9 protein-coding genes are annotated in these 12,340 nt (G+C 70.7%); 7 read left to right on the top strand and 2 right to left on the bottom strand.

Translation table 11 applies throughout. The annotated features are described in order from the left end of the window. Positions 1-113: 113 nt before the first annotated feature. Together ACZ499_RS10685 and ACZ499_RS10680 are read right to left on the bottom strand one after the other, a co-directional pair. Positions 114-878, bottom strand: coding sequence for an SDR family oxidoreductase (locus tag ACZ499_RS10685; protein ID WP_468408633.1), 765 nt, complete (start codon positions 876-878; stop codon positions 114-116). Positions 879-1,053: 175 nt separating this feature from the next. Further along, positions 1,054-3,243, bottom strand: coding sequence for an MMPL family transporter (locus ACZ499_RS10680; RefSeq protein ID WP_385827187.1), 2,190 nt, complete (start codon positions 3,241-3,243; stop codon positions 1,054-1,056). A 238-nt stretch (positions 3,244-3,481) separates the two neighbouring features. Here ACZ499_RS10680 and ACZ499_RS10675 point away from each other — a divergent pair, with 238 nt between their 5' ends. From ACZ499_RS10675 to ACZ499_RS10645, 7 genes are all read left to right on the top strand, one after another. After that, positions 3,482-4,417 (top strand): sigma-70 family RNA polymerase sigma factor, encoded by a 936-nt coding sequence (locus ACZ499_RS10675; RefSeq protein ID WP_468673704.1) that lies wholly within the window; start codon positions 3,482-3,484, stop codon positions 4,415-4,417. A gap of 758 nt (positions 4,418-5,175) precedes the next feature. After that, complete coding sequence (locus tag ACZ499_RS10670) at positions 5,176-5,526, top strand: 4Fe-4S dicluster-binding protein (RefSeq protein WP_218976530.1); 351 nt, start codon at positions 5,176-5,178, stop codon at positions 5,524-5,526. Continuing rightward, on the top strand, positions 5,523-7,442 hold the full coding sequence (locus ACZ499_RS10665; RefSeq protein WP_468673702.1) for a hypothetical protein: 1,920 nt from the start codon (positions 5,523-5,525) through the stop codon (positions 7,440-7,442). Before ACZ499_RS10670 ends, ACZ499_RS10665 begins: the two co-directional genes overlap by 4 nt. Before the next feature lie 33 nt (positions 7,443-7,475). Continuing rightward, on the top strand, positions 7,476-8,855 hold the full coding sequence (locus ACZ499_RS10660) for an amidase (RefSeq protein WP_468673700.1): 1,380 nt from the start codon (positions 7,476-7,478) through the stop codon (positions 8,853-8,855). A 3-nt stretch (positions 8,856-8,858) separates the two neighbouring features. Continuing rightward, positions 8,859-10,364 (top strand): glutamine synthetase family protein, encoded by a 1,506-nt coding sequence (locus tag ACZ499_RS10655; RefSeq protein WP_468673697.1) that lies wholly within the window; start codon positions 8,859-8,861, stop codon positions 10,362-10,364. A 52-nt stretch (positions 10,365-10,416) separates the two neighbouring features. Further along, positions 10,417-11,703 carry an adenylosuccinate lyase gene (gene purB / locus ACZ499_RS10650; RefSeq protein WP_385542176.1) on the top strand — a complete coding sequence of 429 codons (1,287 nt, stop codon included), beginning with the start codon at positions 10,417-10,419 and terminating at the stop codon, positions 11,701-11,703. Next, complete coding sequence (locus tag ACZ499_RS10645) at positions 11,687-12,088, top strand: GNAT family N-acetyltransferase (protein ID WP_371655132.1); 402 nt, start codon at positions 11,687-11,689, stop codon at positions 12,086-12,088. Before purB ends, ACZ499_RS10645 begins: the two co-directional genes overlap by 17 nt. The last annotated feature ends 252 nt before the right edge of the window (positions 12,089-12,340 follow it).

The following is a 12,340-nucleotide window of genomic DNA, read 5'->3' as shown; positions in this document are numbered from 1 at the left end:
TCGGTATCCAGTTCGGTCATTTCATATGAAATTGTCTGGTCGTTCCCTGCCCCGGACGCCGCCCGGCGTCCGGGGCACGGCCCCCTCGCCAGGTGGTCCGTCGTCGCCCGCCGTCAGCCGAGCTTCGCGGCGAGGAACTCCTCCCAGGTCACCCGGGCCGTGTCGTACCCGTCCTTCGGACCCTTCGGCAGCAGCCCGCCGGAGCGGATCTTCCCGATGCCGGGCATCCACACCGGCACCACCGGGGCGCCCTTGTGGACGGCCTTCAGATACGCGCGGATCATCGCGACCGCGTCGGTGGCCTGCGGCCCCACCAGGTCGGGCACCCGCCCGGCCGGCTTGTCCAGGGCCAGTTCGGCGAGCCGGACCGCCACCTCCTCGGGGTCGACCGGCTGCACCCGGAAGCCCGAGGGCACCGGGACGAGCGGCAGCTTCTTCGCCTTCCGGGCCCCGTTGAGGATGAAGTCGTAGAACTGGGTGACCCGCAGCAGCGTCCACGGCAGCCCGGACTCGGTGACCACCCGCTCCGACTCCAGCTTGGACTTGAAGTAGCCGAAAGAGACGTCCTCGACGCCGACGATGGAGATGTAGACCAGGTGCGCTACCCCCGCCTTCTCGGCCGCGCGGACCAGGTTGCGGGTGGCGTCGGCGTCGCCCTTCTTGTCGCTGGCGCAGTGCACCAGCGCCCGGACGCCGTCGACCGCGGGGCCGATGCCCTGGTCCTTGGCCAGGTCGCCGGTCACGTACGCGATGCCGTTCTCGGCCGGGCGGCTCTTCCTGCTGAGCACCCGGACGTCGGCGCCGGCGTCCCGCAGCCGTGAGACGACCAGTCGTCCCAGCGTGCCCGTGCCGCCGGTCACCAGGATGGGCGACGTCATGGCTCCTCCTCGGTTGAAGTGTCGCCACACTGACGAGCCGGCCCGCGAAAGTGTGACGCCGCGGTTCCGGACCGGCCCCGGACACGCGCACGGGCGCACCGCTCCCGCGAGGAAGCGATGCGCCCGCGATCGGGGACCGTACGTACGAGCCAGTGCGTGTGTCGTACGTACGGGGTCAGCCCAAGCGCGCCGATTCGGCGTGCGGCCTGACCGGGAGGTCCGCCTCGTCGCGCTCGGGATGGCCCGGGCGCCAGAACTTCGGGCCGAGCTCAAGCGCGAGCGCCGGGATCAGCAGGCTGCGGACGATGAACGTGTCCAGCAGGATGCCGACCGCGACGAGCAGGCCCTGCTGAAGCGAGGCCACCGTCGGGATCGCCGCGAGCACGCTGAAGGTGGCGGCGAGGACGAGGCCCGCCGAGGTGATCACACCGCCGGTGACGGTGAGGCTGGTGAGGATGCCGTCGCGGTGGCCGCGTTTGCCGACCTCCTCGCGGGCCCGGGTCATCAGGAAGATGGTGTAGTCGACACCGAGGGCGACCAGGAACAGGAAGCCGAACAGCAGCAGCCCCCGGTCGATCCGCGGATACCCGATGGCGTGGAACAGCAGCGCCGCGGTTCCCACGGCCGCGGTGTACGAGAGCACCACGGACAGCAGCAGCATCAGCGGCGCCACCAGTGCCCGCAGCAGGATGATCAGCATGATCAGGACCACCGCGAGGATGAGCGGGATCAGTACCTTCTCCTCCTTGCCCTGGGCGTCGGAGGTGTCGAGGGCGATCGCGGTCTGGCCGCCGACCACCGCGTCCTTGGCCTCGCCGGAGCTGTCGTCGAGCGCGGTGCGCATACGGTCGACGGTCTTCCGGGCGGCCTGGGTGTCGGGCGCGTTCTTCAGGACGGACTCGATGTGCGTCCAGCCGTTCTTGGACGCCACGGAAGTCGCGCTGGTGACGCCGGGCACGCCCTGGACCGTGGAGAGCGCGGCGGCCGCGCCCGCGTCCTTGACGTACACGTCGGCGGGCGCCGACGAGCCGGCCGGGAAGTGCTCGGCCAGCAGTTCCTGGCCCGCCACCGAGTCGACCTTCTTGGTGAACTGCTCGGCCTGGGTCTGCCCGGTGCTCAGCGACATCGCGCCGAACGCCAGCGCCCCGAGGACGACCACCGTGCCGATCCAGATCGGGCGCGGCCTGCGGCCCACGAAGCCGGAGATCCTCCCCCAGAAGCCGTGCTCCTTCTCGACGCTCGCGTCCACGTACTCCGTCGAGTAGCGCGGGGTGAACGGCCAGAACACCCAGCGGCCCAGGATCACCAGGAACGCGGGCAGCAGCGTGGTCATCGCGAAGTAGACGATGACGACGCCGAGGGCGACGACCGGGCCGAGGCCCCGGGTGGAGTTCATCGAGCCGAACACCAGGCAGAGGGTGGCGATGCCCACGGTCGCCGCGGACGCCGTGATCGCCGGCAGGCAGCGTTGCAGCGCGTACACCATCGCCTCGTGCCGGTCCTCGTGGCGGTGCAGTTCCTCGCGATATCGGGCGATCAGCAGCAGCGCGTAGTCGGTGCCGACGCCCAGGACCAGGACGATCAGCACATAGGCGCTCTGCCCGTTGACCGTCAGCCCCGCGTGTTTGGCGAGGAGATAGACGACGGCGCTGGCGACCTGGCTGGCCAGGCCCACCGAGAGCAGCGGGATCAGCCAGAGGATGGGGCTGCGGTAGGTGAACAGCAGGAAGATCGCGACGAGTCCGAGCGTGGCGCCCATCAGCGCGCCGTCCATGCCGGAGTAGACATCGATGAAGTCGGAGATGCTGCCCGCCGGGCCGGTGATCCGGACGTCGAGGCCGTCCGGCGCGTTCTTCTCCGCCGCCTTGCGCAGGTCCTTCACACCGTCGCCGAGGACGCTGTTGTCGCTCTTGTCCGACTTGATGGGCACGCTGAGGAACGCGGCCTTCTTGTCGGAGGCGACGGTGACCTGGGGGATCTCCGCGGCCGCGAGCTTGTCCGTGACGAACTGGGCGCGGTCGCTGTTGACCTTGGCCAGGTCGGCTTCGGTGAGGCCGCTGTCGCGCGCGTAGACGACGACGGAGCCGAGCCTGCCCTTGTCCTGGAAGTAGTCCTCGGCGATCTTCACCGCCTTCGTCGCCTGCGCGTTCTTCGGCAACCAGGTCTGGGCCTCGTTGTTCTGGACGTCACCGAGCTTGGCCGCCAGGGATCCGCCCACGCCGATGAGCAGCACCCACAGCACGAGGACGGCCCACTTGGCGCGGCGGCCGGCGACGGCCCTCGCGTATTTGTGGGCGAACGACGTCGTGGATGGGGGCGGCGGCTCCTCGGTGGACTGCCTCGGTGATGGAGGATGCGTCGTCATGACTGCTCGCTAAGGGTCGGGAGTCCTGCGCGGCCGTGCGGCGCCCAGGGCTCTGTCGAACTCGGTCTGTTCGAGGGGCCTCCCCTGTACGACCCGATCGCCTCGACTCGATCGGGGTACCTCTTCCTGTCACATGAGCTGGGTTTTGTTCGTCACTGGTATGACGGAACGTGGCCAGAGGGTGTGACCGTGACGCGTTCGTCACTCACTGACGGAGCGCGACGAAGGAATGTGACCGATGGACGACGGCGAATGGCTGGCGCGGCGTTTCGAGGAGAGCCGCCCGCATCTGCGGGCCGTGGCGTACCGGATGCTGGGGTCGCTGAACGAGGCCGACGAAGCCGTCGAGGAAGCGTGGCTACAGATCATCGACAGCGGCGACGACGCCACGGACGAGGGTGTCCGGGGCCTTCCCGCCTGGCTGATGACGGTGGTCGCCAACGTCTCCCTTGACCGGCTGCGCACGCGCGGAAGGATTTCCCCGGAGGCGCCCCTGCTGCCGCTGGTGCCGGCCGCGCGCCGGCCACCGGACGACCTCGCGGCCCCGCTGCCCGACGCGCTGGCGGCGGACCTGGCCCGGATGGGCCCGGCCCACGAGGAGTTGCTGGCGGACTCGGTGGGCCTGGCGCTGCTCGTGGTCCTGGAGACGCTGGACCCGGCCGAGCGGATGGCGTTCGTCCTGCACGACCTCTTCGGTCTGCCGTACGAGGAGATCGCGCCGATCGTCGGCGCCCGGGGGCCGGACGCCGCGCGCGAACTCGCGGGCCGGGCGCGCGTCCGGGTGCAGAGCGTCGACCCGCTGCCGGACGACGGCCCGGACCGGCTGCGGCGGATAGTGGACTCCTTCCTCGCCGCCTCGCGCGGCGGCGACTTCGACGCCCTGATCGCGATGCTCGACCCGGACGTGGTGCTGCACGCCGACCCGGAGGCGGTGGCGGTGGGCGCGCCGACGGAGGTGCGGGGCGCGACGTCGGTGGCGAAGACGTTCTCGGGGCGGGCCCGTTACGCCCAACTGGCCCTGGTGGACGGGTCCGTGGGCGCGGTGTGGGCGCCGCGCGGACGGCCGCGGGTCGTCTTCGGCTTCACGATCGTGGACGAGCGGATCACCGGCATCGACATGCGGGCCGCCCCCGACCGGCTCAGCCGGACCGATCTGACGATCCTGGGCGAATAGGACCGGACAACTCCACGCCCCTCGGCCCCGGTCGGGGTGACGTCGCACACAACCACGGCGCGCCAACGGGTAGTTCCCCCCGGTGGCGCGCCGTTCGCGTACGACTGGAGCACCGCTCGCGCCCGTCGCCCGCACATTGCCCTCGTTGAACATTTGACGTCCCGAGAACGCCTTCACCCGCCCGTTAATCGGATGCCCGATCACGGGATTCCTTTGCTTCACCCATAGGCCCGCGAGGCGGGAATGTGCACGGAAAAGATAACGGACAGCAATCCCGGAAAACGGTAAGGTGACACCAGTAAGCAGCCGCGCGTGGTGTTGCCGCGCGATGGTGTGCGCACAAGGTGTTCGACTGCGAAAGTTCCGCGGTTGCACGGGCGCGCTTCGCGTATACCTTCGTACGGCGTGGCCGTCAGGGTCCCGGCCGACCGGCCGCATCCCGGGCCCGGATCCCACACTTCTCGCAGGTCAGCGAGTTACTCACGGGATCCATCGGGCCTGCGTAACCACGCCTGCGGCGTGGTGACTTGAGCATATTGCATCCCCTTGCGGAACCGGGGATTATCAAGAGTCCGCGCGATTCAAGATTCCCTCCAGCAGGAATCCACCGCACGTTTTGATCCGCGCCTGCACACCGCTCGCCTGCCGTTCCCATGAAGCGGGCCTCCGTGTAATTCTGACCGAAGTCGCCAAGGTGCGGCGCGCTATTGATGCTCTCTTACGTGGTCACGAGCGAAACAGGACAAGAGGGGGGCCACATGCCCACGAATACTTCGGACGACTCACTCGACGAGGTGGAAGGCTCGGTATCCGGGCGCAACAAGGTGATCGCCGAGCGCACCCGCAGCGAGACGTGGAAGAAGCCGCCGCGCCGCATCGAGCGGGCCGAATGCATCACCTGCGACACCTGCCTGCGTGCCTGCCCGCCCGAGTTCAACGCCATTTTCGACAACGGGCTCGACGTCGTCATCATCCCCGAACTCTGCTCGGGCTGCCCCAAGTGCGTCCTGGAGTGCCCCGTCGACTGCATCTACGTGGACGAGGACTGGACCCCGACGTCCGACGAGATGTGGAACCACATCGGGCTTACCGCTGAGGGTGTGTCATGACAAGTTTCGCTGAGCGCAACGGCACTTCGCGCCGGGCCGTCAACGCCAAGAAGCGGCAGAGCCGCCGGCCCAGCCGCCTGGGCGCGGTGGCCGGCGCCACGCCGAAGCCGGACCGTCTCAAGGACGAGGACGCCGGTTTCCCCACCCTGCTCAAGCGCGCCTGGGACAGCGCTGTCGAGGCCCCCGACCTGCGGGCCGCGGTGACCGCGCTGCTCACCCTGGACGGCCACGTACCCGGCGACGTCCAGCTGCGTGCGCTGCGCACCGCGGACGAGGCCGCGCTCAAGGTGCTCTGCGGCGTCTCGTGGCGCGAGGAGAACCTGCCCGCCCCGGTGCGCGACACCTTGGAGCGCCCGGCGTTCCTGGGCGAGCTGGGACTGACCACCACCGGCCGCATCGTCATCCGCGTCCCCTCCCAGGGCTCGCTCGCCGACGAGGAGAACCTGGTCGACGGCGTGATCGACGTGCCGTGGTCGGCGCAGGACCTGCTCGACTACGAGAGCGAGGTCAACCGCGCGGCCGCCCGCTACGCCGACCAGGTCGTCGACTGCCGACAGTGGCTGGCGGCGCTCGGCACCCCGGCCCGCGACGAACTCCTGGAGACGGTGCGGGAGTCCGCGCTGCGGACCGCCCCCTTCGTCCTCCACCAGGAGGGGAAGCTCTACACGAACTTCCGCGAGGGCAACAACCTCATCGGCAAGACCCTGTGGGCGGGCCACCCGAGCGAGACGTTCAGCAGCCTGCTCGGCGTCGAGATGGAGCGCTGGTCCGACCACGACGCGATGCTGGTCGTCTGCCTCACCCTGCTCGTCCGGTCGGCGGGCGCCGGCCGGATCGAGGAGGCCAACGGTACCCAGCTCACCCTGGACCACCTCGCGTACATGCTGGAGCGCACGCGCCAGAACTACAACGCGGTGCCCGGCGGCGAGCCGGTACCGGCCGCCCCCACGCACCGGGTCGAGGCGCTGAACTCCCTCGCCATGGCGCTGCGCGAGCGCCGCGTCGGGCACGTCCTGCCGAACGCCCAGCTCTACCGCGAGATCCACGGCGCGCTGATGCACAAGATCGAGCGCCTGGCCGGGCCGTACGGCGAGGCGTCGAAGCAGCGCGAGGCGGACCTCACCGCGCGGCTGCGCGACCGGCTGCCGGTCACCGGCGCCACCTTCGAGGAGCTGAGCGCGAGCCTCACCGCGTCTCCCGGCTGGCTCGCGCGCCCGCACGGCGAGTTCGGCACCGGGCTCGAAGCCCTGGTGTACGAGACGGTGGCCGGTGCGACCAACGTCTTCGAGGCCGACTTCGCGATGAGCCGCGGCATGCGTTCCATACCCGAACTCATGCGCGCCCTGCGGGAGCAGAGCTGGGCCGAGATCACCAAGTGGGACATCACCGACTTCTTCTGCTGCGTGGTGCCCGCCCCCGCCGCCAAGCGCCACTACGAGGACTCGGTGCTGCAACTGGCGGACAACGCCTGGGCGATGTCGTCCCGCATGCAGTACAACTCCTGGCACTTCATCGCCGGAAACCTGCCCAAGGTGCCCGCCGTGGTGGAGCGGGACCACTTCATCCCGCCGACCATCCCCGATGTCGCCTTCTACTCCGACCAGCACCACCACGGCCATGTGGCGTCGAAGGTGCGCTTCAGCATCCGCAGCCCGCAGTCGGTCGAGGTGATGGGCCAGAAGTTCAACGGGTTCATGGACCTGCGCCTGCTGCGCTGCGAGGGCACGCCGTTCGACGAGAGCGACCTGCTCGCCGCCCACCGGACCTCCGGGTTCATCGCCAGCGCCATGAGCGCCGCCGCCGCGCTGGTGGCCGAGGGCGAGGACATCGAGGTCACCGCCTTCGACTCCGAGTGGCACCTCAAGTCGGTCCAGGCCGCGGCGGCGAACGCCAAGCAGCCGCACCAGGTGTCGTGACCGGCGTCCCACCTGTCCTTGCAAGGAGATCCGTTGACCTCCATCGGTGACATACGCGAGCTCCTCGCCCGGGGCGAGCTCACCGCGGCCGAGCACGTCCAGTCGGTCCTCACCGCGATCCAGAAGACCGACATCGAGCTCGGGGCGTTCGTCTCGGTCGCGGGCGACGAGGCCGTACGCGAGGCCGAGCTGGCCGACGCCCGGATCCGCGAGCTGGGCCGGGCGGCGTTCGAGCGGCAGCCGCTGCTCGGGATCACCGTCTCGGTGAAGGACCTCGTCCAGACCGGGGACCTGCCCACCGCCCGCGGGTCCCTCCTGGAGAACCGGCGGGCCCGGGCCGACGCGCCCTCGGTCGCACGGCTGCGGGCCGCCGGAGCCGTCGTGGTCGGCAAGACCACGACGTCGGAGTACGGCTGGAGCGCCTCCACGGTGAGCCGGGTGGCCCCGCCCACCCGCAACCCGTGGGACCCCGAGCTCTGCGCCGGCGGCTCCAGCGGCGGCGCCGCGGCCGCGGTGGCGGCGGGCCTCGGCTCGGGGGCGCTCGGCACCGACGGCGCGGGCTCGATCCGTATCCCCGCGGCGTTCTGCGGTGTCGTCGGCTACAAGCCGTCGTTCGCCAAGGTGCCCTATGTGCCCGCGTGCGCCGACCGGCTCTCCCACCAGGGGCCGATCGCGCGGACCGTGCCGGACGTCATCGAACTCGCCTCGGTGATCACCGGCGGGCACCCGGGCGACCCGGACTCGCTGATCGGCGCGGTCGAAGTGCCGGGCGAGCGGCGCTCGTTGCGCATCGGCTGGATCGAGTTCCCGGGCACCTCGCCGGAGATCCGCCGGGTCAGCGAGCAGGCGCTGCCCGCGCTCAGCGCGCAGGGCCACCGGGTCGAGCGGATCGAGGTGCCCTTCCGCGACCCGTATCCGGCCCTCGTCGACATCCTCGCCGCCAGCGACGCCGCCTCCACCTCGCCCGCCGACGAGGAGTGGTGCGACCCGGGCCGCCTCGCGATCGTCCGGCACGGGCGTACGCTCAGCGGCGCGACCGTGATGCGGGCCGAGGAGGTGCGCCTCGCGCTGCGCACCAGACTGCACGAGATCTTCGACCGGTACGACCTGCTCGCCATGGCCACCGTGCCCATCGAGCCGTTCGACCCCCACGCGATCGGCCCGCAGTGGGCCAGCCGTCCGGAGGACCTGCTCTGGCTGGCGTGGACACCCGCCACGTATCCCTTCAATATGACTGGCCAGCCGGCCGTTTCCCTCCCGGCCGGGCTCACCCGTGCCGGCCTCCCGGTGGGGCTCCAACTCGTGGGCCCGTTCGGGGCGGACGATCTGGTCCTGTCAGCCGCACGCCGCCTTGAGGCGGACCTCGGGCCCCTGCCGGCCGCACCGGACCGAGTAACCGAAAGGATCCTGTAAACCATGTTCTCCCGGTCGTGGTCCCGCCCCTTCTCCGAGTCGGGCGGTGTCGGACGCCCCGCGTTCGTCACCGAGTTCGGTCTCTGGACCGATGAACAGGCCGCCGCCGCCGAGCAGATCGAGGCGTCGCTCGACGAGGTCGACCTCGTCCGCCTGGTCTTCGGCGACCCGCACGGTCTGGCCCGCTCCAAGACGCTCACCGTCGACGCGTTCCGCTCGGTCCTGCGCAACGGCATGGACTTCAGCTCGGGGCCCTTCATCTTCGACACCGGCCACGCGGCCGCGCTCGACTACCTCTCCGACCCGGGCGTCGGCGTCGACGAGATCGCCGGCGCGGGCAGCTTCGTCCTGGTGCCGGACCCGCTGACCTTCCAGCTGCTGCCGCACGAGGGGCCGCGCACCGCCTGGGTGCTCGGCGACGAGTACCTGCGCGACGGCTCCCCGCACCCGCTCTCCGCGCGCAACGTGCTGCGCCAGGTCATCGCCCGGTACGCGGCCCGCGACCTGACGCCGGTCCTCGGCCTGGAGGTCGAGTGGTACCTGACCAGGCGCCTGCCCGGTCCCCCCGGAAACGCGGGTAACGGCTTCGGCCTCCAGGGCGCCGCTCCCGAGGTCGAGGCGGTGAACTCGGGCTACCAGTTCAACCTGGACTCCAACTACGACTCGGTCGCCCACTTCACCAGCCCGCTCGCCCTCAAGCTGCTCGAACTCGGCCTGCCGCTGCGGTCGATCGAGCACGAGTCGGGCCCGGGCCAGATCGAGACGACCTTCAACCCGATGCACGCGCTGGACACCGCCGACGCGATGCTGCTGTTCCGCACCATGGTCAAGCAGACCGCGACGCGGCAGGGCTACCACGCCACCTTCATGTCGCTGCCGCGCGTCGACAGCTTCGACCCGAGCGGCTGGCACCTGCACCAGTCGGTGATGGACGCGAAGACCGGCCGCAACATCTTCGCGGCCACCGAAGGCGGCATCTCGGACCAGGGCAGGGCGTACATCGACGGCCTGCTGGCCCGCGCCCGCGACCTGTGTCTGCTCTCCGTGCCCACGGTCAACGGCTACCGCCGCCTCAGCTCGGAGTTCTCGCTCTCGCCGACCCGGATCGGCTGGAGCTACGAGGACCGCAGCGTGATGCTCCGCGTGGTCGGCGGCGGCGCCGCGACCCACATCGAGAACCGGACCGGCGAGCCCACCGCCAACCCGTACCTCGCCATCGCGGCCCAGCTCTCCGCGGGCTTCGACGGGCTCACCGCCACCCCGGGCGCGGCCCCGCGCCCGGCCGGCGGCGAGGACGCGTACGAGACCCTGCCGCAGTCCCTCGACGAGGCCCTGGAGGCCTTCCGGGCCGGTCAGGGCGCCGAGCTGCTCGGCAAGCCGCTGGCCGCCACCCTCGCCAAGCTCAAGGCCAGCGAGGTCTCCCGCTTCGAGGCCTGGCGCGCCCAGGAGCGGCCCGCCGAGGGCCAGGTCACCGAGTGGGAGCAGCGCGAATACTTCGAGGCCTACTGATGCCCCGTCCGAACCACCTGCCGACAAGCTCACCCTGGGGGTGCTGGCCCATATGATTCCCCGCTATACCCTGCCCGCGATGGCGGACATCTTCTCGGACCAGGAGCGTTACGCGACCTGGGTCCGGGTGGAGATCCTCGCCTCCGAGGCCCAGGTGCGCCTTGGCCGGGTGCCCGAGGACGCCGTCGAGGACATGCGGCGGGCCGCGGTCCCCACCCCCGAGCGGGTGCAGGAGATCGAGCGGGAGCGGGACCACGAAGTGCTCTCGTTCCTCGCCGCCTACTGCGAGGGCATCCCCGACGAGTCGGCCCGCTGGGTCCACCTCGGCATGACGAGTTACGACCTCGTCGACACCTCCCTCGGCCACAACCTGGCCCGCGCCACCGATCTGGTCCTCGCGGCCGGGGCGGAGCTGCGCAAGGTCCTGGTCGAGCGGGCCCTTGAGCACTGGGAGACCGTGATCGTCGGCCGCACCCACGGGGTGCACGCCGAGCCGACGTCGTTCGGCCACAAGCTGGCGCAGTTCGCCTTCTCCGTGGACCGCTCCCTCACCCGCCTCAAGGCGGCCCGCAAGGCCGTGGCGGTGGGCACCATCTCCGGCTCGGTCGGCACGTACGCGCTGATCGACCCCTCGGTGGAGGCGTACGTCTGCGAGGAGCTCGGGCTCGGTGTCGAGCCGGCGCCGAGCCAGGTCGTCGCCCGCGACCGGCACGCCCAGCTGCTCCAGGCGGTCGCCCTGCTCGGCGCGAGCATCGAGCAGATCGCCCTGGAGCTGCGGCTGCTGCAGCGCACCGAGGTCCGCGAGGTGGAGGAGCAGCGCACCTCCGCGTACCAGGGCTCCAGCGCCATGCCGCACAAGCGGAACCCGACCACCAGCGAGCGGCTGAACGGTCTGGCGCGGCTGCTGCGCGGTTACGCGGCCACCGCCCTGGAGAACGTGGCCCTGTGGCACGAGCGCGATCTGGCGCACCAGTCGGTGGAGCGGGTGATCCTGCCGGACGCGCTGGCTGTGGGGCACTTCCAGGCCACCATGGCGACCCAGCTCGTCCGTGACCTCAAGGTCTTCCCGGACCGGATGCGCGAGGGCATCGACCGCACCGACGGCCTGGTCTACAGCTCGGCGGTGCTCGCCGACCTGCTGGCTGACGGGGTGGAGCGGGAGAAGGCCTACCGCGGGGTCCAGGCCGCCGCGAACCGTACGATCGCCACCGGCGAGCACTTCGGGGACACGCTGCGCCAGGAGGGCATGGACATCGGCCAGCTGCGCCCGGAGCGTTTCCTCGTCAACCACGGCGTGATTCTCGATCGATTGGAGCAACTTCGTGACCTGGAAGATTGAGCGTGTGGAGGGTGCCGACCTGGACCTGGAGGAGGTCCTTGAGGTCTACCGCTCCTCCGGGCTCGGCGAGCGCCGTCCGATCGAGGACGTGACGCGGTTCGCCGCCATGGTGCGGAACGCCAATCTCGTGGTCGTGGCCCGCGCGGAGGGCAGGCTCATCGGCATCGCCCGCAGCATCTCCGACTTCAGCTACGCGACGTACCTCTCGGACATCGCGGTGAGCGGCGACTACCAGCGCTCGGGGATCGGCCGGGCGCTGATCGACGCCACGCAGAAGGAGGCCCCGCAGGCCAAGGTCATCCTGCTGTCGGCGCCGGCCGCGGTGGACTACTACCCGCACATCGGCTTCAACCAGCACAACTCCGCCTGGGTCCTCAACCCGTAGGAAACCGACGGCAGTTCATACGAAAGGCCCCCGCGGTCCGGCTCGTCCGGTCGCGGGGGCCTTTCGTGTGGACTGGGGTGTTCCGGGGCGCTCCGGGTGTGCAAGCGCGGGTGTTGCACGGAATTGATATTCCAGGGAGTAACTGGTAATGCAGCGGGGGGGGGGGGGGGGGGGGGGGGGGGGGAGGGGGGGGGTGGGGGGGGGAGGGGGGGGGGTGGGGGGGGCGGCGCGGGGGGGTGACCACCCAAAAGC

This window comes from Streptomyces sp. NPDC031265 (genome assembly GCF_055570295.1).
The sequence above is the reverse complement of the archived record's forward strand: the minus strand, read 5'-3'. Positions and strand labels throughout refer to the sequence as shown.